This window comes from Streptomyces sp. NBC_00078 (genome assembly GCF_026343335.1).
Lineage (GTDB): Bacteria > Actinomycetota > Actinomycetes > Streptomycetales > Streptomycetaceae > Streptomyces.
In genome coordinates this window covers 8,016,322-8,039,308 of sequence record NZ_JAPELX010000001.1, presented here as the reverse complement: position 1 = coordinate 8,039,308, position 22,987 = coordinate 8,016,322, and the positions used below count along the sequence as shown (strand labels likewise).

Here is a 22,987-nt window from a genome sequence, read left to right as displayed (position 1 = left end):
CGCCACTGACAGTGGTCCCGGTTACTCCGTGAGCTCGGCCAGCTCCCGGTCCTCCGCCTTCGCGACCCGGCCCCGGACCGCGAACCAGCCGCCCACCAGCATCACGGCGATCACAGGGATGAGGAGGAGGGTCTTGCGGCCGACCTCGGGGTCGTTCCACATCAGGGCCAGGACGGCGACGAGGAAGGCGATGGTGGTGAGTTCGGTGACCGGGCTGCCGGGGAGGCGGAAGGACGGGCGGGTCAGCAGGCCCGCCTTCGCGCGCCGGACGAAGACAAGGTGGCAGATCATGATGATCACCCAGGTGCTGACGATGCCGAGGGAGGCGACGTTCAGCACGATCTCGAAGGCCTGGCTCGGCATGAGGTAGTTGAGGCCGACGCCGAGCACGCACACCGCGCAGGTGAGCAGGATGCCGCCGTAGGGGACCTGGCTGCGGTTCATGCGCGCCGTGAACTTCGGGGCCGAGCCCGCCATCGCCATCGAGCGGAGGATGCGGCCCGTGGAGTAGAGGCCGGAGTTGAGGGAGGACATCGCGGCCGTGAGGACGACCAGGTTCATCACGTCACCCGCCGCCGGTACCCCGATCTTCGACAGCACCGTGACGAAGGGACTCTGGTCTGCCGAGTACACGGAGCCGGGGAGGAGAAGGGCGAGGAGGACCACCGAACCCACGTAGAAGAGTCCGACCCGCCACATGATCGAGTTCACCGCGCGCGGGACGACCTTCTCCGGCTCGGCGGTCTCGCCCGCGGCGACGCCGACCAGCTCCAGTGCGGCGTACGCGAAGATCACGCCCTGCATGACGAGGACGACCGGCATCACGCCGTGCGGGAGGACGCCGCCGTGGTCACTGATCGCGCTCAGGCCCGGCGTGCGGCCGCCCACCTCGTGCTGGGTGGCCAGCAGGAAGATGCCGATCAGCATGAAGCCGACGAGCGTGGCGACCTTGATGATCGCGAACCAGAACTCCATCTCACCGAAGATCTTCACCGAGATGAGGTTCACGGCCAGCACCACGGCGAGGGCGACGAGGGCCAGCGTCCACTGGGGGATGTCGGTGAACATGCTCCAGTAGTGCGTGTAGAGCGCGATCGCGGTGATGTCGGCGATGCCGGTCGTCGACCAGTTCAGGAAGTACATCCAGCCGGCGACGTACGCGCCCTTCTCGCCGAGGAACTCGCGCGCGTACGACACGAAGGACCCCGAGGACGGGCGGTACAGGACCAGCTCACCGAGGGCGCGGACCACGAAGAAGGCGAAGATCCCGCACACCAGGTACGCGAGCGCGAGCGCCGGGCCCGCGCTGTGGAGGCGTCCTCCGGCGCCGAGGAAGAGTCCGGTGCCGATCGCGCCACCGATGGCGATCATGTTGACGTGGCGGGCCTTGAGGTCCTTGCTGTATCCGGCGTCACCCGCGTCGGCGGGCGTCACGGTCGCCTCGGGGTGGGCGGCGGCCAGTGCCGTGCGTACGGCGTCCTTGCTCACGGTGGTACCACTCTCTGGTGCTCCCGGGCGGGGTGTGCCCGATGTCCGTACGTGCCAAGGTCCGTGCCACCTTGCTCGCGGCACGGACCAAGGGCCACCTTCCCAGAGGGCTCTCCCGGCATGCGGTGGCTCACGTCACACAGCGGTGCTTCTCACAGCGGTCCCGTCCGCCCCGTGAGGGCCGTCGCGGCCCGACAGGTTTCACAGTGTTGGTGAGACAGCGATACTGCTGCACATGACGACCGACACCGGGGAGCCGGCCCTCACGATCGACGAACTGGCCGCGCGGGCCGGCATCACGGTCCGCACGGTCCGGTTCTACGGCACCAAGGGCCTGCTCCCGCCGCCGGTGATCGGTCCGCGGCGGGTGGGCCACTACGGCAGGCAGCACCTGGCCCGGCTGGCGCTGATCGAGGAACTGCAGCACCAGGGCATGACGCTGGCCGCGATCGAGCGCTACTTGGAGCAGCTGCCCCCTGACCTCAGCGAGGGCGACCTCGCCGTCCACCGGGCCGTGGTGGCGTCCTGGGCGCCGGACAGCGTGGAGAAGGTGACGGCGGAGGAACTGCAGCGCCGGGCGGGACGGCCGCTGGCCGAGGACGACCTGGAGCGGCTCGCCGCCATGAACGTGGTCCGCCCGGACGGCGGCTCCTACCACGTGGACTCGGGCCTGCTCCGGCTCGCCGTTCAGCTCCTCGACGTACCGCTGTCGCAGGCGGCGATCCTCGCGGCGCGCAAGGTGCTCATCGAGCACTCGCGGGCCGCCGCGCACGAGCTGTCGCAGTTGTTCAGGGGCGAGGTGTCCGAGCGTGCGGAGGAGGACGTGAAGTCCCTCTCCGCGCACATGGAGCCCATCGTGGTGCAGGCCCTTGTGACGACCTTCCAGCGGTCGCTCAAGGAAGAGGTGCACCAGTGGCTCGCCGCCCCGGACGACGGCCGGCCCGCCTGACAGGTCGCCGCGTGCGATCACTCTCGTAGCCGTACGTCGACCAGGGGCGTCCCGCGGTCGTCCCTCAACCCGACCGGTGGGCCAGGCCGTTCAGCGCCGCCACCGCCTGCTCGGCCTGCTCGTGGGGCACGAAGATGTGGTCGTGGTGGTACCCGGCGACGACATTGCAGCTCAGGCCGGCGTCGGCGAGTTCCCGTGCGAACGCCGCTGTCAGGCCCACCGCTTCGAGCGCGGAGACGACCCGCAGGGTGATCCACCCGGCCACGTAGTCGTAGGCGAGCCCGGCCACGTCCGCTTCCTCCTGCCGCACCACGAGTGTCAGGCCCTCCGGCTCGGCGACCGTGACGACGGGTGCGACGCCCGCGGGGATGTCTCCCTCGACGGTGGTGAACACGTAGCGGCCCGGATCCAGCTCCGGCCTCATGCCGCTCAGCAGCTTGCTCAGATCGGTTTCTCCGGCCATGCGCACCACGCTACGTCGTGGTCGTGGGATGCGCCCGGACGGTGCGGAAGCGTCCCCGGGGGCCGGCCCCCGGGCCCCCGCTCCTCGAAGGCCGGAGGGGCTGAACTCAGCTCAGCCGCCTCCAGCCCGTCCGGCGTTGGAGGACAAGGCCCCATGAGGGCCGCGGCGGGGGCCCGGAAGTCAGGTTCAGCGCCTAGCGTGCGTCTGCGAACGTCTCCCCCTTCGCCGCCTTCTCCACCAGCAGCGCGGGCGGGTCGAAGCGGTCACCGTAGCGCTCGGACAGCTCGCGGGCGCGGGCCACGAAGCCGGGCAGGCCACCCTCGTAGCCGTTGATGTACTGAAGGATGCCGCCGGTCCAGCCGGGGAAGCCGATGCCGAAGATGGAGCCGATGTTGGCGTCGGCGACCGACGTGAGGACGCCCTCCTCGATGAGCTTGACCGCGTCGAGGGCCTCGGAGAAGAGCATGCGTTCCTGCATGTCCTCGAAGGGGATCTCGTGACCCGGCTTGGTGAATTGCTCGCGCAGGCCCGGCCACAGACCCGCCCGCTTGCCGTTCTCGTCGTAGTCGTAGAAGCCCGCTCCCCCGCTGCGGCCGGGGCGGTCGAACTCGTCGACCATGCGGTCGATGACGGCCTCGGCGGGGTGCGCCGGCCAGGTGCCGCCGGCCTCCTCCACGGCCCGCTTCGACTCGTTGCGGATCTTGCGCGGAAGGGTCAGCGTCAGCTCGTCCATGAGGGACAGGACCTTGGCGGGGTAGCCGGCCTGCGCCGCCGCCTGCTCGACCGACGCGGGCTCGATGCCCTCGCCGACCATCGCGACACCCTCGTTGATGAAGTGGCCGATGACGCGGGAGGTGAAGAAGCCGCGCGAGTCGTTGACGACGATCGGTGTCTTCTTGATCTGGCGGACCAGGTCGAAGGCGCGGGCCAGCGCCTCGTCTCCGGTGCGCTCGCCCTTGATGATCTCGACGAGCGGCATCTTGTCGACGGGGGAGAAGAAGTGCAGTCCGACGAAGTCGGCCTGGCGCTCCACGCCTTCGGCCAGCACGGTGATCGGCAGCGTCGAGGTGTTGGAGCACAGCAGCGCGTCCGGTTCGACGATGTGCTCGATCTCCTGGAACACCTTGTGCTTGAGCTCGGGGTTCTCGAAGACGGCCTCGATGACCGCGTCACAGCCGGCCGCGTCCTGCGGGTCCGCGGTCGGTGTGATCCTGGCGAGCAGCGCGTCCGCCTTCTCCTGGGTCGTACGCCCGCGGGAGACCGCCTTGGCGCAGAGCTTCTCGGAGTGGCCCCTGCCCTTGACGGCCGCTTCCAGGGACACGTCCTTCAGGACGACGTCGATGCCCGCGCGGGCGCACGAGTACGCGATGCCCGCGCCCATCATCCCGGCGCCGAGGACCACGACCTTGCGGACCTGGCGGGGCTCGACGCCCCGCGGCCGGTTCGCGCCCGAGTTGACGGCCTGGAGGTCGAAGAAGAACGCCTGGATCATGTTCTTCGAGGTCTGGCCGGCGGCCAGCTCCACGAAGTAGCGCGCCTCGATGACCTGCGCGGTATCGAAGTCGACCTGGGATCCCTCGACGGCCGCGGCCAGGATGCTGCGCGGCGCCGGGTAGGGGGCGCCGTTCGTCTGCTTGCGCAGGCCGGCCGGGAAGGCGGGCAGGTTGGCCGCGAACCTGGGGTTGGCGGGGGTGCCGCCCGGGATGCGGTAGCCGGGCTTGTCCCAGGGCTGCTGCGACTCGGGATGGGCGTCGATGAAGGCGCGGGCCCGGGCGAGCAACTCGTCGCCGGTGGCCACGACTTCATCGATCAGGCCGTTCTCCAGGGCGCGCTGCGGGTTGTACTGGGTGCCCTGGAGCAGCACCTTCAGCAGTGCGTCCGCGATGCCCAGCAGGCGTACCGTTCGGGCGACGCCGCCGCCTCCGGGGAGCAGGCCCAGTGTGACCTCGGGGCAGCCGATCTTCGAGCCGGGCGCATCGAGGGCGACCCGGTGGTGGCAGGCGAGGGCGATCTCGTAACCGCCGCCCAGGGCGGCGCCGTTGATCGCCGCGACCACGGGCTTGCCGAGCGTCTCGATGCGGCGCAGGTTGCGCTTGATCGCCATGCCGCCGTCGAACAGCTCCTGCGCGGTCTCCGGGGTGACCCGGATGAGGTCGCGCAGGTCGCCGCCGGCGAAGAACGTCTTCTTGGCGGAGGTGACGATGATGCCGCGGATGGAGTCCTTCTCGGCCTCCAGGCGGTCGGTGATCACGGCGAGGGAGTCACGGAACGCCTGGTTCATGGTGTTCGCGGACTGGTTCGGGTCGTCGAGGACGAGGGTGACGACGCCGGTGCGGTCCTGTTCCCAGCGGATGGTGGTGCTCTGAGTCATGACGGGGGTCTCCGTAGAAGTCTCTGAAGTCTCTTGGTTCCGCCGGGGGTTCAGATGCGCTCGACGATGGTCGCGATGCCCATGCCGCCGCCCACGCACAGCGTGGCGAGGCCGTACCGCTTGTCCTGGCGCTCCAGTTCGTCGACGAGCGTGCCGAGGATCATGGCTCCGGTGGCGCCGAGCGGGTGCCCGAGGGCGATGGCGCCGCCGTTGACGTTGACCTTGTCCAGGGACAGGCCCATGTCCCTCACGAAGCGCAGGACGACCGCCGCGAAGGCCTCGTTGATCTCGACGAGGTCGATGTCGTCGATGGTCAGCCCGGCCTTGGCGAGTGCCTTGCGGGTCGCGGGGGCGGGGCCGGTGAGCATGATCGTGGGCTCGGAGCCGGAGACCGCCGCGGACACGATCCGCGCGCGCGGGGTGAGGCCGTACCGCTCGCCGACCTCCTGGGAGCCGATCGCGACCAGGGAGGCGCCGTCCACGATGCCGGAGGAGTTGCCCGCGTGGTGGACGTGGTCGATCTTCTCGACCCAGTGGTACTTCTGCAGGGCCACCGCGTCGAAGCCGCCCAGGTCGCCGATGTCGGCGAAGGACGCCTTCAGTTTGGCGAGGGAGTCGGCGGTGGTGCCGGGGCGCAGGTGTTCGTCGTGGTCGAGGACGACGAGTCCGGCGCGGTCCTTGACCGGCACGACCGAACGGTCGAAGCGGCCTTCCTTCCAGGCCGTCGCCGCCCGCTCCTGCGAGAGGGCCGCGTACTCGTCGACGTCCTGGCGAGTGAAGCCCTCGATGGTGGCGATCAGGTCGGCGCCGATGCCCTGCGGCACGAAGTTGACGGCCAGGTTGGTCATCGGGTCGTTGAACCAGGCGCCGCCGTCGGAGGCCATCGGCACCCGGGACATGGACTCGACGCCGCCCGCGAGGACCAGGTCCTCCCAGCCCGAACGGACCTTGGCGGCAGCCATGTTGACGGCCTCCAGGCCCGACGCACAGAAGCGGTTCTCCTGTACGCCGGCCACCGTGTCCGGCAGCCCCGCGGCCACGGCGGCGATCCGGGCGATGTCGGAGCCCTGGTCGCCGACCGGTCCGACGACTCCGAGCACGATGTCGTCGATCGCGGCCGGGTCGAGGCCGGGAAAGCGGTCGCGGATCTCGTGGATGAGTCCGACGACCAGGTCGATGGGCTTGGTGCCGTGCAAGGAGCCGTTCGCCTTGCCGCGGCCGCGCGGGGTGCGGATCGCGTCGTACACAAACGCTTCGGTGCTCACTGGTAAGCCTTTCGGAAGTGAGGGTCAGCCCAGCAGGGAACGGCCGATGATCTCCTTCATGATCTCGGTGGTCCCGCCGTAGATGGTCTGAATGCGGCCGTCGGTGAAGGCACGGGCCACGGGGTACTCGGTCATGTAGCCGTAGCCGCCGTGCAGTTGGAGGCAGCGGTCGGCGACCCGCTTCTGCAGCTCGGTCGCCCACCACTTGGCCATGGAGGCGTGCACGGCGTCGAGCGTGCCGTCCGCGTGCTCCTCGATGCAGCGGTCGAGGAAGGTGCGGGTGACGGCGCACTCGGTGGCCATCTCGGCTATCTCGAACCGGATGTGCTGCTTGGTCGCGAGCGGCCGGCCGAAGGCCTCGCGCTCCTTGACGTACTCGGTGGTGATCTCCAGCAGGTGCTCGGCGGCGGCGATCGCCGAGACGGCGATGCTCAGGCGCTCCTGCGCGAGGTTCGTCATCAGGTGGCCGAAGGCGCCGTCGATCGTGCCGAGGAGGTTCTCCTTCGGCAGGCGTACGTCGTTGAAGAACAACTCGGCCGTGTCCTGGGCCTTCTGGCCGATCTTGTCGAGGTTGCGGCCGCGCTCGAAGCCGTCCGTGCCGCGCTCGACGACCAGCAGCGACAGTCCGCGGGCACCGCCCTCGGGGGTCGTCCTCGCGACCACGATCACCAGGTCGGCGAGGATGCCGTTGGAGATGAACGTCTTGGCGCCGTTGAGCAGCCAGTGGTCGCCCCTGTCCTCGGCGTGGGTCCGGATGCCCTGCAGGTCGGAGCCGGCGCCGGGCTCGGTCATGGCGATGGCGGTGATCAGCGAGCCGTCGCAGAAGCCGGGCAGCCAGCGCCGCTTCTGCTCCTCGGTGGCAAGACCGGTGAGATACGGGCCGATGATGTCGTTGTGCAGTCCCAGGGCGAGCCCGGGGGCGCCCGCGCGCGTGAACTCCTCGGCCAGTACGGCGCTGTAGCGGAAGTCGGTGGTGCCGCCGCCCCCGAACTCCTCGGGCACGGCGAGTCCGAGCAGGCCCTGCTTGCCCGCCGCCCGCCACGCGTCCCGGGAGACGATGCCGTCCTTCTCCCACTGCTCGTAGTACGGCAGCACCTCTCTGGCCAGGAAGGCACGCACGGTCGCGCGGAACGCGTCGTGCTCGGGGGCGAAGATCTGCCGCTTCATTCGGGGCCTTTCGTGAATTCGCGGTCGTTCGTGAGTTCCCGGTCGTTCGTGAGTTCCGGGTCCTTCACGGGCTCCCGGTCCTTCATGAGGTCGGGTACGTCCCAGTCGCGCGCCACGTCGGCGGTGTCCGCGCCGGGCCTGGCCGGGCCGGTTCGTACGGCCGTGGGGGTCGCGGAGAACCGGGGCGCGGGCGCCGGCTGGGTGATGCCGCCGTGTTCGGTGAAGGTGCCGCGGGCGGCGAGGTGCGGGTGGCCGGGGGCCTCGCGCAGCGACAGTACGGGCGCCACGCACGCGTCGGAGCCCTCGAACAGGGCCGTCCACTCGTCGCGGGTGCGGGACTTGAAGCGGGCGGCGACCGCCTCGCGCAGCTCGCCCCAGCGGGCCCAGTCCTTGCGGGCGCCGGTGTGCTCCGGGAGGCCGAGAAGGGTCACGAACTCCTCGTAGAACTGCGGTTCCAGCGCGCCGACCGCCATGTGCCTGCCGTCGGCCGTCTCGTACGTGCCGTAGTACGGGCAGCCGCCGTCCAGGAGGTTGGCGCCGCGCCGGTCGTGCCAGCCGCCGGCGGCGAGCATGCCGTGGATCATGGCGGAGAGGTGGGAGGTGCCGTCGACGATGGCGGCGTCGACGACCTGCCCGGTGCCGCCGGCGCGCGCGTGGTGAAGGGCGGCGAGGACCCCGACGGCCAGGTAGAGGGAGCCGCCCGCGTAGTCGCCGAGGAGGTTGGCGGGGACGGCCGGAGGGGCGTCCGGGGCGCCGATCATGCCGAGGGTGCCAGTGAGTGCGATGTACGCGATGTCGTGGCCGGCGCGGTCGGCCAGCGGACCCTGTTGACCCCAGCCCGTCATCCGGCCGTAGACCAGCCGGGGGTTGCGGGCGTGGCAGGCCCCGGGGCCGACGCCGAGGCGCTCGGCCACTCCGGGACGGTAGCCCTCGATGAGGATGTCGGCGCGTTCGGCGAGGTCGAGGACGCGTGCGGGGCCGTCCGGGGACTTCAGGTCGACGATCACCGAGCGCTTGTTGCGGTTGGTGACGTCGTACGCCGGGTTGATCGCGAGGCCGGCACCGCCGGGGCGGTCCACGCGCACCACGTCGGCGCCCAGGTCGGCGAGGAGCATGGCGGCGAACGGGCCGGGCCCGATGCCGGCCAGCTCGACCACGCGCACGCCGGTGAGCGGACCCTGCCCGGGCGGCGTCTCTGCCGTTGTCATCCAGCCCCCAGCAATGTGACACAACTGATGTAACACCAGTGATGCTAAGAACACGTTCCATTCAGCACAAGCCCTGAGCGAGCAAGCGCTTAGCCAATTACAGGAAGCCAGGCGGCCGGGCTTGCCGCAAGACCCGCACCCTGCGCTCAGCGCGCGTCGAGCTCCGTATCAGCCGCTTCGGCACGATCACCCGGTAGCCCTCCTGGGACCCGGTCGCGCGGCAGCTCCGCGACGCGCTCACCCCGGCTCCGCCGCTCGGCTCGGCGGCGCCCGGCAGGCCAAGGGCAAACTCGCGTACTTTCGCCCGCTTCTTCAGGGCATTTTCGGTCACGGTCACCGCCCTACCTCCGGGCTCGTCGTCGGGCTCCGAACTCCTCACGCTAGCCTCGGCCACCGACAACGGCGCGCGCTGCGGACGAAGGGTGTCATGAGCAGGATGAACGGGGCGGACCGCCCATACGACATCGTGCTCTTCGGGGCCACGGGCTTCGTCGGGACGCTCACGGCGCAGTACCTCGCCGCGCACTCTCCCGAGGGGCTGCGCTGGGCGATCGCGGGCCGCAGCGAGCGGAAACTGGAGCAGCTGCGCGAGCGGCTGCCCGGCGGCGAGCACGTCGGGGTGGAGCGGGCGGACGTGGCCGACCCGGCCTCGCTGCGCGCACTCGCCGAGCACGCGCGCGTGGTGGCGACGACGGTGGGGCCGTACGTGACGTACGGCGAGGAACTCGTCGCCGCCTGCGCGGACACCGGGGCCGACTACCTGGATCTGTGCGGTGAGCCCGAGTTCGTGGACCTGACGTACGTCCGTCACGACGCACGCGCGCGTGAGACCGGTGCCCGGCTGGTGCACGCCTGCGGCTTCGACTCGATCCCCCACGACCTGGGCGCGTACTTCACCGTCCAGCAGCTGCCGGAGGGAGTGCCGCTGACGGTGGACGGGTTCGTGACGGCGGACGCCGCCTTCTCGGGCGGTACGTTCGCCTCGGCGCTCAACCAGTTCTCACGCGTGCGTCCGATGCTGGCGGCCGAGCGGGACCGTAGGCGGAACGAGCCGCGTCTGGTGGGGAGGCGGGCCGCCGCTCCCACGGGGCTGCCGCGGTTCGCGAAGGAGATCGGCGCGTGGGTGCTGCCGCTGCCGACCATCGACGCCCAGATCGTGGGCCGGTCGGCGAAGGCCCTGGAGCGCTACGGCCCCGACTTCCGCTACCGGCACTACGCGGCGGTGCGGCACCTGCCCGTCGCGGCGGGCGGGATCGCGGCCGTCGGCGGCATCTTCGCGGCCGCCCAACTTCCGCCCGCACGGCGCTGGTTGTCGGACCGGCTCAAGCCCGGCGAGGGTCCGAGCGCCGAGAAGCGCGCGAAGAGCTGGTTCAAGGTCCGCTTCGTGGGCGAGGGCGGCGGGCGCCGGGTGTTCACGGAGGTCGCGGGCGGCGACCCCGGTTACGACGAGACGGCCAGGATGTTCGCCGAGTCGGCGCTGTCGCTGGCCTTCGACGACCTTCCGCCGACGGCCGGCCAGGTGACCACGGCGGTCGCGATGGGCGACGCGCTGACCGGGCGCCTGCGCGAGGCCGGCATCACCTTCCGGGTCGTCGCGAGCCGGTGAACCCGCCCTACACCGACCACCCCGCCACCGTGTAGATCATCCCGCCGATCCAGCAGAGCCCCGCCAGCACGGCGAGGACCAGCACGGCCGTCACGGCGCGCTCGACGGGACGGTTGGGGTCGGCGAGGGGCTTCGGGGCGCGGTGCGTCGTCATGCGGCACAGCCTGCCGACCGCCGCGCCACGCCCACATCCGTACGGATACTCAGTCCACGTACTCAGACGGCACCCGGCGCGCACGCGGGTCAGTGGCGCGGCGTCGCCTCCTGAAGCGCCCGGCGGCACAGCGCGTCCGCCCTGCGGGTCGTCTCGGGGAGGCGGTAGGCGGGGGTCAGCGCCAGGGTGTGGGCGCAGGCGTTGTCGAGGCTCACCCGATGGCCGACGGACACGAAGACCGGCTTGACTGCGTCCCGGGTGCGCAGGGCGCGCCCGACCTCGTCGCTGCCCGCAAGGAGCGGTGACGTACTGCCGCGCGCGGCGCCCGGATCGTCGTGGGCGAAGGTGAAGGGGTTCTTGGCGACGCCGATCGTGGGCAGGCCTGTCAGGACGCCGAGGTGGCTGGCCAGGCCGAAGCGGCGCGGGTGGGCGAGGCCGTAGCCGTCGCAGACGACCAGGCCGGGCGGGCACGGGAGAGCGTCCAGAGCGGCGAGGACCGTGGGGATCTCCCGGAAGGCCAGCAGGCCCGGCACGTACGGGAAGGAGATCCGGCCGACGGCCGTCGCCTCGGCCACGACGTCCAGACTCGCCGCGTCCAGGACGACTGCCGCGGCCGCGACGACGTCCCGCTCGTCGTCGTACGCCACGTCCACGCCGGTGACGTGGCCCGTGCCGGGCGGCGGTCCCGGCTCGTCGTGCACGACCTGCCCCCGCAGCTCGTCCTGTACGGCGCGGGCCTCGTCCTCGGTCGCAGGCCAGCCCGCGGGAATGCGTACGGTCGTCATGATGAGGACGAGCGTACGGTCGTCACGCCGGGGACGGGCGTACGGGCCCGCGCCCGGCGGCGTAGGCTCGCGATCATGTTCGTACTGGAGCTGACCTACACCGCCCCGCTGGACGCCGTCGACGCGCTGCTCGAGGCCCATGTGGCATGGCTCGACGAGCAGTTCGCGAAAGGCGTCTTCCTCGCGGCCGGGCGCAAGGAGCCCCGCGACGGCGGGATCATCCTCGCCCTGTTCGAGGACCGCGCACAGGCCGAGGAACTCACCGCCGGCGACCCGTTCTCGACCGGCGGCGTGTGCACATACCGCATCATCGAGTTCGTGGCCGCCCGGACGGCACCGGCGCTGGAGCAGTACCGCGCGACGTCCGGCTGAACCGCGCCGCTCAGCCCTTCTTCGCGGTCAGCGCGCGCTGCAGCTGGTCCTTGTTCATGTTCGAACGGCCTTCGATGCCGCGCTGCCTGGCCTCGTTGTACAGCTGGTCCCGGGTCGGGCCCTGAGAACCCTGACCCGAGCGCTGTCCGCCCCGCCTGCCGGACGACATGTCCTGGGTCGACGTGCGGCTCGCGCTCTTCGCCTCGCCGGACCGGGCCCGTTCCTTGTTGACCGTCCGGGCCGCGATCTCCTTGGCGCGTCCGGCGCTCTCGCCCCGGTCCTGGGCGCTCTCCTTGATGTGCTCGTACTGGCGCTCCCGCTTGGAGTTCGAGCCTGCGGGCATGGTCGCTCACTCCTCTCGCTGTCACGACTGCCGCGGTCACGGCCGTCACGGCCGCAACTGCCGCGGCCGGCGATCGAGTACCCGTATTCGCGTCTTATGCGTCACCGTTGCAGGCGCGCGACCCGTCCCTGCTCCCCCGCGGCCCAGCAGCCGAGGTCGGCGGTGCAGTCCACGGTGTCGTACGAGCCGGTGTCGACCGTCCGCCAGGTGCGGCCGCCGTCGGTGGTCAGGTCGGTGCCGGTGGGGCCGACCGCGAGGGCCGCGGTGCGGCTGTGCGGGAGCCAGGCGGCGCCGGAGCGGTAGGCGGACGGCGGCTCGGCGGCGGGCTGCCAGGTGCGGCCGCTGTCGCCGGTGCGTGCGGCGGCCTGTGGGGAGGACTGGTCGGGCCGGTAGTCTCCGCCGACGGCGAGCCCGTGCGTGCGGTCGCGGAAGGCGAGGGCGAAGACGCCCTTGGCCGGGTCGCCCGCTGGGATCGGTGTGCCGGCCGCCGTCCAGGTCCGGCCGCGGTCGCGGGAGTGCAGCACGCGCGCGTGTGCGCCGCCTCCGGTGGCCAGCCAGACGTCCGACGGGCCGGAGGCGACCAGGCACTGGCCGCTCGCGGCGAAGCCCGCCTCGCCGTCCAGCGCGGCCGGCATGCCGTCGCTCGGGAGCACCTTCCAGGAGCGGCCGCCGTCACCGGTCGACAGGATGCGGAACCTGCCGTCCACCGGGTCGCTCATCGCGAGGCCATGGCGGCTGTCGAAGAAGGTGAGGCAGTCGTAGAACGCCTTGGCGTCGGTGTTGCGGAAGGACTCGGTCCAGGTCGCGCCGCCGTCGTCGGTGCGGTACACGCGGGATGCCTCGCCCTCGCCGATGGCCAGCACCACGGCCCGCCGCGCGTCGAACGCCTCGATGTCCCGGAACTGCAGTTCGGCCGCGCCCGGCGGCGACACGTTCCGCCAGCTCGCCCCGCCGTCCGTGGTGCGCAGCACGGTGCCCCCGGTTCCGGCCACCCACGCGGTGTTCCGGCTGGCGGCCGACAGCCCACGGAAGCGCACATCGCCCGCGCCGGTGTCCTTGAGTTCCCAGTGCGGCGCCCGGCTCTCCGGCTCCTGCGCCTGCGCGGGTACGGCGGCCAGGGCGGCCAGAGCCGCCGAGCACACCGCCCCCGCGGCCACCGTGCGAAACGTACGTCTCATTCGTCGCGTGTTCCCCAAGCGCCTCATGGCGCGCGAAGCTAGCCGACCGCCCGGACGCCGTCCAGATGCCCGCGGTCGCCACAAGTACCCCTCGCGACACGGTAAGTGGACCTCGTCACTCCTGTGAATGAATGCGGTGACGGAGGTCACTCGAATTTCAGGTGCACGGATTGGCTGGTTCCAGCGTCTCTAGCAGTGCCGGACCGATCAGCCCGGAAGCCCGTCCAGCCGTCACAAGGGAGCAGGCGTTGTCCACCGTCATCGAGCAGCCCGTAGAGGCCCGTCTCGTCGCCGCCGCGCCTCGTATGTCGAGCATCCCGGCGAAGCTGCACTACGACCGACGCGACCCGTTCGCGGTCCGCATGACCTTCCCCGCCCCGGCCACCCTGGAGGGCGTGGACGTCTGCTGGACCTTCTCGCGTGAACTCCTCACGGCCGGCCTGGAGGAGCCCGAGGGCCACGGCGACGTGCGGGTGCGGCCGTACGGCTATGAGCGCATCGTCCTGGAGTTCCACGCCCCCGAGGGCACCGCCGTCGTGCACGTCCACGCGGACGAGATACGCCGTTTCCTCGACGCCACCAACCACCTGGTCCCCGTCGGCCTGGAGCACCTGCAGCTGGACCTGGACCACGACCTGGCGGAGCTGATGCGGGAAGCGTGACGCGTCACGCTCCGCCGGTGAGGGCGCGAGGGGCCGTTTGCCGTCCGCGGGGCCGTGGTGGGTGGTCGCGCGGTTTCCTGCCCCCTTCGGGGCGCAACCCGCAACGCCGCAGGCCCGGCAACCGGCTGCGGCCGGGCGGGGCCGGCAGGAATCCGACATGTAGTGAGGCGCCGGGAGCACGTCACTCGCCGGTTGCCACCGCGACCGCCGTCAGGGACGCGACCAGGGCCGTGTGCACCTCCGTGACGACCTTCCGCAGCGCGGGCGCCGCCGCGCCGGCCCGCTCGGTCAGCGCCTCCACGCGCTCCGTGTGGCGCTTGCGGTCGCCGGCCGGTACCAGCGTGCGCAGCTCCGCGGCGGCGGCCAGGGCGACCACGGCCGCGTCCCGGTCACAGACCTCGGCGACCGGCACCGGGCCCTGGAGCACCTGCCGCGCCTCCTCGCACAGCGCGTCCACGACGGCGGGCTGCTCCAGTACGTGGTCCACGCTCGGGAAGACCCCGAGGACCCGCTTCTTCACCGCCCGCAGATATCCCTGTGCGGTCAGCTGCTCCCGTACGGCGTCCAGGGTCACGCGCGCGTGGAGGGTCACCCACGTCTGCCACCGGTGCGGCCGGGACTCCCGGATCAGCTCCAGGAGGCCGTCGAGGGCGGCGTCCCCGGTGGCGGAGTCCATGTCGACGGGTGTGGCGATGCCGTCCTCGTCCGTGAGCAGACCGCGCTGGGCCAGTTCGGTGAGGGCACCGGCCCGCACCAGCTGGTGGAGGCGGGCGGCGCCGGTGACCTTGGCCCGTTCCGTGTCCCAGGCGAGCAGACAGAGCCGGGCGGGCAGTGAGAGCGAGCCGTAGGGCACGGGGAGCCTCCTTGGCGAGGGCGAATCAGGGATCACGTTAATTCGTTGACAGCCGTCCCGGCTCTCTCCTACGGTGTAAAGCGCTTCTGTTGCCGTCGATTGGAGAGGGACGTTGCTCGTCTGAGGTCCTGAGACACCGCGTCACACCCGTGAGGTGTGGCCGCCGCGTGCGACCTCGGCCGTCGAGCCGTCCTGACGGAGCAGGGCTTTTCCATGCTTCAGGGCTCTCCTCTCCCGCCTTTGGTCTGCGGTGTCTCGATACGCGTTTGCCCCTGACCGCATCAAGCAACCGCGAGGCCACCATGTCTACTTCCATCACTTGTACCTCCCTCGCCTTCACCTGGCCCGACGGCACCCCCGTCTTCGAGGGTCTCGACGTCGCCTTCGGCCCCGGCCGCACCGGCCTCGTCGGGGTCAACGGATCGGGCAAGTCAACCCTGTTGAAGCTGATCGCCGGTGAACTCGCATCGGCCGACGGCGCCGTCCGCGTCGCGGGCGAGGTCGGCTACCTCCCGCAGAACGTCACGCTCGACACGCAGCTGCGCGTCGACGAGGTGCTCGGCATCGCCGCTCAGCGGACCGCGCTGCACGCCATCGAGGCGGGCGACGTGGCCGAGGAGCACTTCGAGACGGTCGGCGACGACTGGGACGTGGAGGAACGCGCCCTCGCCACACTCGGCGAACTCGGGCTCGGCCGCATCGAGTTGGACCGCACCATCGGAGAGGTGTCGGGCGGTGAGTCGGTGCTGCTGCGGCTGGCGGCACTGCTGCTGAGCCGCCCGGACATCCTGCTTCTGGACGAGCCGACGAACAACCTCGACCTGTACGCACGCAGGCGGCTGTACACGGCCGTCGCGTCCTGGACGGGAGTGATGGTCGTGGTCAGCCACGACCGCGAACTCCTGGAGCTGGTCGACCAGATCGCCGATCTGCGCTCGGGGGAGGTCACCTGGTACGGCGGCAACTTCTCCGCGTACGAGGAGGTTCTGGCCGGCGAGCAGGAGGCGGCCGAGCGGATGGTGCGCGTCGCGGAGGCCGACTTCCGCAAGCAGAAGCGCGAACTGGCCGACGCACAGGTGAAGTTGGCCCGCCGTAAGCGGTACGGGCAGAAGATGTTCGAGCAGAAGCGCGAGCCGAAGATCGTCATGGGGGCGCGCAAGCGCGCCGCGCAGGAGTCCGCGGGCAAGCACCGCATCATGCACGAGGAGAGGCTCACCGAGGCCAAGGAGCGGCTCGACGACGCGGTGGACGCCGTACGGGACGACGACGAGATCCGCGTCGACCTGCCCTACACGGCCGTACCGCCGGGCCGCACGGTCCTGACCCTGATGGACCTGGAACTCGCCTACGGGGCGCGCGTGGCGGGCGGACTCGACCTGCGCGGTCCGGAGCGGGTCGCGTTGATCGGGCGCAACGGCGCGGGCAAGACGACGCTGCTGCGGACGATCGCCGGGGAGCTGGAGCCGGTGTCGGGCGAGGCGCACGCGCACGTGCCGCTCCGCTTCCTGCCGCAGCGGCTCGACGTGCTCGACGGCGAGCTGTCCGTCGCCGAGAACGTGGCCCGGTTCGCGCCGGGCGTCACCAACAACCGGGTCCGGGCCCGACTGGCCCGCTTCCTGTTCCGGGGCGCCCGCGCCGACCAGAAGGCGGAGACGCTGTCCGGCGGCGAGCGCTTCCGGGCGGCCCTGGCCGCGCTGATGCTGGCCGAGCCCGCTCCGCAGCTGCTCATGCTCGATGAGCCGACCAACAACCTCGACATGGCGAGCGTCCGGCAGCTGACGACGGCCCTGGATTCCTACGAGGGAGCGCTCGTCGTGGCCAGTCACGACCTGCCGTTCCTGGAGTCGATCGGCATCACCCGGTGGCTGCTGCTCGACGGCGAGCTGCGGGAAACGGCTCCGGAGGAGGTGGGGTAGCGCATCTCAGGAGGGGCACAGCCTGGCAACAGGGGGTTTTGTGTCCATGGATCCGCGCTGCATGATGGCGGGCCGGGCCCCACAAGGGCCGGTCCGTCGTTCCGCCCATACGAAAGGCCCCTCGTGCCCAGCAAGAAGGCCCTCGTCCGCCGCCCCAGCCCGCGCCTCGCCGAAGGTCTGGTGACGCACGTCGAGCGGGAGAAGGTCGATGCCGGTCTTGCGGTGGAGCAGTGGGAGGCCTACGTGGAGGCGCTGCGCACCCACGGCTGGGAGACCGTGGAGGTGGATCCGGAGGACGACTGCCCCGACTCGGTGTTCGTCGAGGACACGGTCGTCATGTACAAGAACGTCGCGCTGATCACCAGGCCCGGCGCCTCCTCCCGGCGGGACGAGACGGCCGGGGTCGAGGAGGCCGTGGCGCGCCTCGGCTGTTCGGTGAACTGGATCTGGGAGCCGGGCACCCTGGACGGCGGCGACGTGCTGAAGATCGGCGACACGATCTACGTCGGCCGGGGCGGGCGCACCAACGCGGCCGGCGTGCAGCAGCTGCGGGCCGCCTTCGAGCCGCTGGGAGCGCGGGTCGTCGCCGTGCCGGTGAGCAAGGTGCTGCACCTGAAGTCGGCGGTCACGGCGCTGCCCGACGGGACGGTCATCGGGCACATCCCCAAGGTGGACCGGCCGGCACTGTTCCCGCGCTTCCTGTCGGTGCCCGAGGAGGCCGGCTCCCACGTGGTGCTCCTCGGAGGCAGCAAGCTGCTGATGGCGGCGAGCGCGCCGAAGACGGCGGAACTGCTCGCCGATCTCGGTCACGAGCCGGTCGTGGTGGACATCAGCGAGTTCGAGAAGCTCGAGGGCTGTGTGACATGCCTCTCGGTCCGCTTGAGGGATCTGTACGCCTGAAGGGTGATCGGCTCGCCCTTTCAGCCCCGGGACCTGCACTCCCCGAGGTTCCGGCAGATCCTTGGATGCCCTAAGAAACATGCCCTGATCAGGGTTCTTTACAGAGCACTTAACCTACGGCAACGTAACCTACGGTTTCGTAGCCTACGCTTTCGTAAGTTCCGGCACCGCTCGCCGGTTTGTTCCGCTTTGCCGTATGTCCCCTGGAGCTCCCGTGACGATCACTTCCCCGCACCTCGGCAGCACTTCCGTCTGGACCGACGCCCGACTGCTGTACGCCCTGGAGGAAGTGGTCGAGACGGAACTCAACCGGCATCTGAAGGTCGCCAAGGACTGGATGCCGCACGAGTACGTGCCGTGGTCGGACGCGCGTAACTTCCCCGGGCTCTTCGAGGACGGCGAGGCCTGGGGCAAGGAGCAGTCCAAGGTCACCGAGATCGGCCGGATCGCGCTGGTCGTGAACCTCCTCACCGAGGACAACCTGCCCAGCTACCACCACGAGATCGCCTCGCTCTTCGGACGCGACGGCGCCTGGGGCACCTGGGTGCACCGCTGGACCGCGGAGGAGGGTCGGCACGGCATCGTGATGCGCGACTACCTGCTCGCCTCGCGCGCGGTGGACCCGGACAAGCTGGAAGCGTTCCGCATGGCCCACATGAGCGAGGGCTTCGAGTCGGACAACCGCCACTCGATGCTGCACTCCGTCGCCTACGTCGCCTTCCAGGAGCTGGCCACCCGCGTCTCGCACCGCAACACCGGCCACCAGTCGGGCGACCCGGTCTGCGACCGCATGCTGGCCCGCATCGCGACCGACGAGAACCTGCACATGGTCTTCTACCGCAACCTCCTCAAGGCGGCCTTCGAGCTGGCGCCCGACCTCACCATGCAGGCCGTGCGCGACGTGATCGTCAACTTCCGGATGCCCGGCCACGGCATGCCCGGCTTCGAGCGGGCCGCCGCGCAGATGGCGATCGGCGAGGTCTACAACATGCGCATCCACCACGACGACGTGCTCCAGCCGGTCCTGCGCCACCTGAGGGTCCTGGAGATCGACGGCCTCGGCCCCGAGGGCCTTGCCGCGCAGGAGGAGCTCGGCCTGTTCATGGGCGGCCTGGACGCGGAGGCCCTGAAGTTCGACGAGAAGCTGGCGGCACGCAAGGCGAGGATGGCGGCCCGCGCCGCGGGCTGACGGCACAACCGACTGCGGACGACGACGAGGCCGGTACGCGCGCGCGTACCGGCCTCGTCGTCGCGTACGGACGCTGCGGCGTCGGCCGGGACAGGGTGCGTCAGTGCGCGGTGCGCCTCAGTGCCAGCCGTTCCTTCTCCGACAGACCGCCCCAGACACCGAAGCGTTCGTCGTTCCGCAGCGCGTACTCGAGGCAGGTGGGCCGCATCTCACACATGCCGCAGATGCGCTTCGCCTCACGCACCGAGCTGCCCGGCTCGGGAAAGAAGAAGTCCGCCCCGGTCTGCGCGCACAGAGCCTGGGCCTGCCAGGCGAGGCCGGCCGGGGTGATCGTGTCGATGTGCATGAACCAGATCGTGGCGCGCCGCGAAAAACGTTCGATCAACGCGGGATCAACGCCTCGCCGCAGGGCCCGCACGCGGCCACCCTGATGGTGGCGCCCTCACACACCGTGGCGCACGGCGGCGCGCAGAAGAACGCAGAAGGAAAAGGGGGAAGGAGGCGGAAGGGGGCGAACCCCGTTCCGGCAGCGATTGTCAGTGGGCGGTGCAAGACTCGGCAGTGCAGAGAACGGGACCCTTCCGAGGAGGGCAAGGATGCTCACCACCCGTTTCGTCAACGGCGCTCCCAACTGGCTCGACGTAGGCACGTCCGACATCGACGGCGCCATCTCCTTCTACGGCAGTCTCTTCGGCTGGACATTCCAGTCGGCGGGCCCCGACGCCGGTGGCTACGGCTTCTTCCAGCTGGACGGCAAGACCGTCGCGGGCGGGATGCAGACCACGCCCGAGCAGGGCCCGCCGTCCTGGACCGTGTACTTCCAGAGCGCGGACGCCGAAGCCACCGCCAAGGCTGCCGAGCAGGCCCACGGCAGCGTGCTCATGCGGCCCATGGACGTGATGGGCGAGGGCCACATGGCGATCATCGCCGACAAGGCGAGCGTGCCGTTCGGCATCTGGCAGCCGGGCCGGACCAAGGGTGTCGACGTGGCGGGCGAGACCGGCACCCTCACCTGGGTCGAGCTGTACACCCCGGACATCGCCGCGGCCGCCTGGTTCTACCACGAGACACTCGGCCTGGAGACGGCCGCGGTGCCCTTCCCCGGGGGCACGTACACCACCCTCAACCCCGCCGGGGGCGGCGAGGACTCCATGTTCGGCGGCGTCGTCCCACTGGCCGATGACCCGGTCGAGAACAGCCCGCACTGGCTGCCGTACTTCGAGGTCGCCGACGCGGAGGCCACCGTGAGCAAGGCACGGGACCTGGGCGCCGAGGTTCGTATGCCGGCCACGCCCGTCGAGGGAGTGGGAAGTATCGCCAAACTCACCGACCCGTACGGCGCAAGGTTCGCGGTGATCAGGAGCGCGTCTCTTTGACGGAGCGCGGGCCCGTATCGATATGCGGCTCCGCCGCGGGGCCCGCGACCGGCCACCACGGACCGGGAGCGACAGACGGCCCGTCACAGCCCCACCAGCGGAGCGTTACGCGGAGGCGCGCCGTACCAGCGTCGTAGGCAGTACCACGCTGGACGGCGCGTCCGGGTCACCCTGCTCCCCGGCGCCGACGCGGGCGCCCACGCGCCGCAGCAGCAGCCGGGCCATCAACCGCCCCATCTCCTCGATGTCCTGACGGACTGTCGTGAGGGGCGGATCGGTCTGCTCGGCGACCGGCAACATGTCGTCGAACCCGATCACGGCGACGTCGGCGGGCACCCCGAGCCCCCGCTCACGCAGCACACGCAGCGCACCCGCAGCGGTGAGGTCGTTGGCCGCGAACACGGCGTCCACGTCGGGCCGCCGGTCCAGGAGTTGCCGCATCGCCTGCTCACCGCCGGCCGGGGTGAAGTCGCTCTCGACGATCAGCCGGGGGTCGGCGTCGACCATGACATCCCGGAAGCCGTCGAGCCGGTCCGCCGCGGACGTCTGGTCGAGGGGGCCGGTGATGTGCGCGATCCGGGTGCAGCCGAGGCCCACGAGATGGCGTACGGCCTCACGGGCGCCACCGCGGTTGTCGCAGTCGACGTACACCGCGCCGCCGCGGCCGTCGCTCCAGCCGGGCCGGCCGCCGAACACGGTCGGCACACCGGCGTGCTGGATCAGGCCGGGCAGCGGGTCGTCGAGGTGCAGGGAGAAGACGAGCGCGCCGTCGACATGGCCTCCGGCGAGATAGCGGCCGACGCGGACGTGATCGTCCCGGCCTTCGGTGAGCAGGAGCACGAGCTGGTTGTCGTGGGCCGTCAACTCCTTGCTGATGCCGCGGAGTTGCAGCGCGAAGAAGGGGTCGGCGAAGACGCGGGCCTCGGGCTCGGCGATGACCACGGCGATGGCGTCATGCCGTCGCGTCACCAGGCTGCGGGCGGCCTGGTTGGGCACGTACCCGAGTTCCTCCACCGCGCGCCGGACCCGGGCGACGAGGGGTTCCCTGACCCCGTCCCCGCCGTTCACCACGCGCGAGACGGTGGCCCGGGAGACACCCGCCCGGGCGGCCACGGCCTCCAGCGTGGGGCGCGGCGCTGTGTCGGTCACTTCGGGCTCCTCCTCGGCGGCTGCGGATCAGGATAGCTCCGCGTGGTCGAGGAGGTGAGAGCGCTCTCGGCCTGCAGACGGCCGCCGGAGTTCCGTCAGTGCCGGTGCGCCACCCACCCCGTGGTCATGGGGCTCGTATCCCGGAATCGTGCCGTCCTGCTTCTTCACCCGGAACAGCTCGCCCATCCCCATGTCGGAGTGGCTCTGGACATGGCAGTGGTACGTCCACGCACCCGCACCCCGCCCCGAGTTCGGCAACACCGGCGGACGGGGCTTCTCTCCGCCGCGCTCCGACGACCCGGGCACGGACGGGCGGCGGTTCGCCTCCGACTGCATCGGACTGCAGGTGCACAGCTCGACGGATGTGATCTCCGGCCGGAACATCCGGATCAAGGAGCCGCAGGACTCGACGGAGGGGCCTGAGCCGGAGGGGCCTCGGCCGCGGGCGCCTCGGCCGGAGGTGCCTCCGTCGCGTCCGTCTCCATCGTGTCCGGCTTCTTCGCGGACGCCTTCTTCGCGGACGCCCTCTTGGCCCTGCTCGGCTGCACCCGCTTCGGCTCGCCCGGCATCTTCGGGTACTCCGGCGGGTAGGGCAGGTCGCCCAGTCCGTGGTCGTGCTCGTCGCGGCGGGCGAGTTCGAGCAGGGCGTCGAGGGAGAAGCGGTGCTCGTCCATGTCCGCGTGCACGTCGCCGAGTTCGGCGAAGCGCGCGGGCATGGTCGCGATGTCGAAGTCCTGCGGATGGGCGACCCCGACCTCGTCCCAGCGCAGGGGCGCCGAGACGGGGGCGTGCGGGCGGGGACGTACGGAGTAGGCGGAGGCGATGGTGCGGTCCCTGGCCGTCTGGTTGTAGTCGACGAAGATGCGCTCGCCCCGCTCCTCCTTCCACCACTTGATGGTCACCTGCTCCGGCATCCGCCGCTCCAGCTCCCGGCCCACCGCGATGGCGGCGCGCCGGACCTGGGTGAAGGTCCAGCGCGGCTCGATGGGCACGAAGACGTGCAGGCCGCGGCCGCCGGAGGTCTTGGGGAAGCCGCGCAGGCCACCGAACTCGTCCAGGACGGCGCGCAGTTCGTGGGCGGCGCGGACGGCGTCGTCGAAGTCGGTGCCGGGCTGCGGGTCGAGGTCGATGCGGAGTTCGTCGGGGCGATCGACGTCGTCGCGGCGCACGGGCCAGGGGTGGAAGGTGAGGGTGCCGTACTGGGCGGCCCACAGGACGGCGGCCTCCTCGGTGGGGCACATCTCGTCCGCGCTGCGACCGCTGGGGAAGGTGATGTGGGCGGTAGGGATCCAGTCGGGCATGTTCTTGGGCGCCCGCTTCTGGAAGAAGTTCTCACCCGTCACGCCGTCCGGGTAGCGCTCCAGGGTGGTGGGCCGGTCGCGCAGGGCACGCAGGATGCCGGGGCCGACGGCGACGTAGTACCGGGCGAGGTCCAGCTTGGTGAAGCCGCGCTCGGGGAAGAAGATCTTGTCCGGGCTGGACAGCCGGACGGTGCGGCCTCCCGCCTCCAGTTCCACCGCTTCGCCCATGCGGCCACGGTAGGCGTACCTCGCACACCTCGCACACCGGGCGATTCATGACGTATGCGAGCAC

The 22,987-nt window shown here is 71.0% G+C and carries 22 protein-coding genes and 1 pseudogene; 8 read left to right on the top strand and 15 right to left on the bottom strand.

What is annotated here, in order from left to right; translation table 11 throughout:
* Positions 1–21: 21 nt before the first annotated feature.
* Positions 22–1,488: an amino acid permease gene (locus OOK07_RS37315; RefSeq protein WP_266686596.1), complete on the bottom strand. Its 1,467-nt coding sequence runs from the start codon at positions 1,486–1,488 to the stop codon at positions 22–24.
* A gap of 235 nt (positions 1,489–1,723) precedes the next feature.
* Between OOK07_RS37315 and OOK07_RS37310 the strand changes: the two genes are divergently transcribed.
* Positions 1,724–2,437: a MerR family transcriptional regulator gene (locus OOK07_RS37310; RefSeq protein WP_266800869.1), complete on the top strand. Its 714-nt coding sequence runs from the start codon at positions 1,724–1,726 to the stop codon at positions 2,435–2,437.
* Positions 2,438–2,501: 64 nt separating this feature from the next.
* On the opposite strand, the gene OOK07_RS37305 is transcribed toward OOK07_RS37310, so the two are convergent.
* The 5 genes from OOK07_RS37305 to OOK07_RS37285 all read right to left on the bottom strand — a co-directional run bounded on the left by OOK07_RS37305 (position 2,502) and on the right by OOK07_RS37285 (position 8,911).
* On the bottom strand, positions 2,502–2,900 hold the full coding sequence (locus tag OOK07_RS37305) for an ACT domain-containing protein (protein WP_266800867.1): 399 nt from the start codon (positions 2,898–2,900) through the stop codon (positions 2,502–2,504).
* A gap of 193 nt (positions 2,901–3,093) precedes the next feature.
* Positions 3,094–5,271: a 3-hydroxyacyl-CoA dehydrogenase NAD-binding domain-containing protein gene (locus OOK07_RS37300; RefSeq protein WP_266686592.1), complete on the bottom strand. Its 2,178-nt coding sequence runs from the start codon at positions 5,269–5,271 to the stop codon at positions 3,094–3,096.
* A 50-nt stretch (positions 5,272–5,321) separates the two neighbouring features.
* Entirely contained in the window at positions 5,322–6,536 is a 1,215-nt protein-coding gene (locus OOK07_RS37295; protein ID WP_266800865.1) for an acetyl-CoA C-acetyltransferase, read from the bottom strand.
* A 24-nt stretch (positions 6,537–6,560) separates the two neighbouring features.
* Entirely contained in the window at positions 6,561–7,703 is a 1,143-nt protein-coding gene (locus OOK07_RS37290) for an acyl-CoA dehydrogenase family protein (protein WP_266686589.1), read from the bottom strand.
* Positions 7,700–8,911, bottom strand: a complete 1,212-nt coding sequence (locus OOK07_RS37285; protein ID WP_266800863.1) for a CaiB/BaiF CoA transferase family protein — start codon at positions 8,909–8,911, stop codon at positions 7,700–7,702. Before OOK07_RS37285 ends, OOK07_RS37290 begins: the two co-directional genes overlap by 4 nt.
* Before the next feature lie 427 nt (positions 8,912–9,338).
* On the opposite strand from OOK07_RS37285, the gene OOK07_RS37280 reads away from it, so the two are divergent.
* Entirely contained in the window at positions 9,339–10,517 is a 1,179-nt protein-coding gene (locus tag OOK07_RS37280) for a saccharopine dehydrogenase family protein (RefSeq protein ID WP_266800861.1), read from the top strand.
* A gap of 7 nt (positions 10,518–10,524) precedes the next feature.
* Here the strand turns inward: OOK07_RS37280 and mmpA are convergent, their stop codons facing one another.
* On the bottom strand, positions 10,525–10,671 hold the full coding sequence (gene mmpA, locus OOK07_RS37275) for a morphogenic membrane protein MmpA (protein WP_266686584.1): 147 nt from the start codon (positions 10,669–10,671) through the stop codon (positions 10,525–10,527).
* A gap of 89 nt (positions 10,672–10,760) precedes the next feature.
* Entirely contained in the window at positions 10,761–11,456 is a 696-nt protein-coding gene (locus OOK07_RS37270; protein ID WP_266686583.1) for an endonuclease V, read from the bottom strand.
* 75 nt (positions 11,457–11,531) lie between these two features.
* Here OOK07_RS37270 and OOK07_RS37265 point away from each other — a divergent pair, with 75 nt between their 5' ends.
* A complete protein-coding gene (locus tag OOK07_RS37265) occupies positions 11,532–11,828 on the top strand; it encodes a YciI family protein (protein WP_266686582.1) in 297 nt (98 codons plus the stop codon).
* A gap of 10 nt (positions 11,829–11,838) precedes the next feature.
* Here the strand turns inward: OOK07_RS37265 and OOK07_RS37260 are convergent, their stop codons facing one another.
* The gene (locus OOK07_RS37260) at positions 11,839–12,171 is read right to left on the bottom strand and encodes a plasmid stabilization protein (protein ID WP_266800858.1); all 333 of its coding nucleotides are present in this window, start codon (positions 12,169–12,171) and stop codon (positions 11,839–11,841) included.
* Positions 12,172–12,272: 101 nt separating this feature from the next.
* On the bottom strand, positions 12,273–13,349 hold the full coding sequence (locus tag OOK07_RS37255; RefSeq protein ID WP_266686579.1) for a WD40/YVTN/BNR-like repeat-containing protein: 1,077 nt from the start codon (positions 13,347–13,349) through the stop codon (positions 12,273–12,275).
* 248 nt (positions 13,350–13,597) lie between these two features.
* Between OOK07_RS37255 and ssgD the strand changes: the two genes are divergently transcribed.
* Positions 13,598–14,011, top strand: coding sequence for a spore wall synthesis regulator SsgD (gene ssgD, locus OOK07_RS37250; protein WP_266686578.1), 414 nt, complete (start codon positions 13,598–13,600; stop codon positions 14,009–14,011).
* Between the two features lie 181 nt (positions 14,012–14,192).
* On the opposite strand, the gene OOK07_RS37245 is transcribed toward ssgD, so the two are convergent.
* Positions 14,193–14,864 carry a GOLPH3/VPS74 family protein gene (locus tag OOK07_RS37245; protein ID WP_266686577.1) on the bottom strand — a complete coding sequence of 224 codons (672 nt, stop codon included), beginning with the start codon at positions 14,862–14,864 and terminating at the stop codon, positions 14,193–14,195.
* A gap of 302 nt (positions 14,865–15,166) precedes the next feature.
* Between OOK07_RS37245 and OOK07_RS37240 the strand changes: the two genes are divergently transcribed.
* The 3 genes from OOK07_RS37240 (at position 15,167) to OOK07_RS37230 (ending at position 18,869) form a co-directional block, all read left to right on the top strand.
* Positions 15,167–16,780, top strand: a complete 1,614-nt coding sequence (locus OOK07_RS37240; protein WP_266800857.1) for an ABC-F family ATP-binding cassette domain-containing protein — start codon at positions 15,167–15,169, stop codon at positions 16,778–16,780.
* 123 nt (positions 16,781–16,903) lie between these two features.
* Positions 16,904–17,680 carry a dimethylargininase gene (gene ddaH, locus OOK07_RS37235; RefSeq protein WP_266686575.1) on the top strand — a complete coding sequence of 259 codons (777 nt, stop codon included), beginning with the start codon at positions 16,904–16,906 and terminating at the stop codon, positions 17,678–17,680.
* Between the two features lie 214 nt (positions 17,681–17,894).
* Positions 17,895–18,869, top strand: coding sequence for an acyl-ACP desaturase (locus OOK07_RS37230; RefSeq protein ID WP_266686574.1), 975 nt, complete (start codon positions 17,895–17,897; stop codon positions 18,867–18,869).
* Between the two features lie 100 nt (positions 18,870–18,969).
* On the opposite strand, the gene OOK07_RS37225 is transcribed toward OOK07_RS37230, so the two are convergent.
* Positions 18,970–19,215, bottom strand: coding sequence for a WhiB family transcriptional regulator (locus tag OOK07_RS37225; protein ID WP_266686573.1), 246 nt, complete (start codon positions 19,213–19,215; stop codon positions 18,970–18,972).
* 250 nt (positions 19,216–19,465) lie between these two features.
* Between OOK07_RS37225 and OOK07_RS37220 the strand changes: the two genes are divergently transcribed.
* Complete coding sequence (locus OOK07_RS37220) at positions 19,466–20,245, top strand: VOC family protein (RefSeq protein ID WP_266686571.1); 780 nt, start codon at positions 19,466–19,468, stop codon at positions 20,243–20,245.
* Between the two features lie 105 nt (positions 20,246–20,350).
* On the opposite strand, the gene OOK07_RS37215 is transcribed toward OOK07_RS37220, so the two are convergent.
* From OOK07_RS37215 to ligD, 3 genes and pseudogenes are all read right to left on the bottom strand, one after another.
* Positions 20,351–21,394 carry a LacI family DNA-binding transcriptional regulator gene (locus OOK07_RS37215; RefSeq protein WP_266800854.1) on the bottom strand — a complete coding sequence of 348 codons (1,044 nt, stop codon included), beginning with the start codon at positions 21,392–21,394 and terminating at the stop codon, positions 20,351–20,353.
* Between the two features lie 27 nt (positions 21,395–21,421).
* Positions 21,422–21,640 (bottom strand): annotated as a pseudogene (locus OOK07_RS37210) (multicopper oxidase domain-containing protein); the annotation flags it as partial.
* Between the two features lie 143 nt (positions 21,641–21,783).
* Positions 21,784–22,923 (bottom strand): non-homologous end-joining DNA ligase, encoded by a 1,140-nt coding sequence (gene ligD / locus OOK07_RS37205; protein ID WP_266686569.1) that lies wholly within the window; start codon positions 22,921–22,923, stop codon positions 21,784–21,786.
* Positions 22,924–22,987 lie beyond the last annotated feature (64 nt).

Coding starts and splice junctions, on each gene's coding strand:
- OOK07_RS37310 (WP_266800869.1), top strand. CDS start 1,724: ATGACGACCGACACCGGGGAGCCGGCCCTCACGATCGACGAACTGGCC.
- OOK07_RS37305 (WP_266800867.1), bottom strand. CDS start 2,900: ATGGCCGGAGAAACCGATCTGAGCAAGCTGCTGAGCGGCATGAGGCCG.
- OOK07_RS37300 (WP_266686592.1), bottom strand. CDS start 5,271: ATGACTCAGAGCACCACCATCCGCTGGGAACAGGACCGCACCGGCGTC.
- OOK07_RS37290 (WP_266686589.1), bottom strand. CDS start 7,703: ATGAAGCGGCAGATCTTCGCCCCCGAGCACGACGCGTTCCGCGCGACC.
- OOK07_RS37285 (WP_266800863.1), bottom strand. CDS start 8,911: ATGACAACGGCAGAGACGCCGCCCGGGCAGGGTCCGCTCACCGGCGTG.
- OOK07_RS37280 (WP_266800861.1), top strand. CDS start 9,339: ATGAGCAGGATGAACGGGGCGGACCGCCCATACGACATCGTGCTCTTC.
- mmpA (WP_266686584.1), bottom strand. CDS start 10,671: ATGACGACGCACCGCGCCCCGAAGCCCCTCGCCGACCCCAACCGTCCC.
- OOK07_RS37270 (WP_266686583.1), bottom strand. CDS start 11,456: ATGACGACCGTACGCATTCCCGCGGGCTGGCCTGCGACCGAGGACGAG.
- OOK07_RS37265 (WP_266686582.1), top strand. CDS start 11,532: ATGTTCGTACTGGAGCTGACCTACACCGCCCCGCTGGACGCCGTCGAC.
- OOK07_RS37260 (WP_266800858.1), bottom strand. CDS start 12,171: ATGCCCGCAGGCTCGAACTCCAAGCGGGAGCGCCAGTACGAGCACATC.
- OOK07_RS37255 (WP_266686579.1), bottom strand. CDS start 13,349: ATGAGACGTACGTTTCGCACGGTGGCCGCGGGGGCGGTGTGCTCGGCG.
- OOK07_RS37240 (WP_266800857.1), top strand. CDS start 15,167: ATGTCTACTTCCATCACTTGTACCTCCCTCGCCTTCACCTGGCCCGAC.
- OOK07_RS37225 (WP_266686573.1), bottom strand. CDS start 19,215: ATGCACATCGACACGATCACCCCGGCCGGCCTCGCCTGGCAGGCCCAG.
- OOK07_RS37220 (WP_266686571.1), top strand. CDS start 19,466: ATGCTCACCACCCGTTTCGTCAACGGCGCTCCCAACTGGCTCGACGTA.
- ligD (WP_266686569.1), bottom strand. CDS start 22,923: ATGGGCGAAGCGGTGGAACTGGAGGCGGGAGGCCGCACCGTCCGGCTG.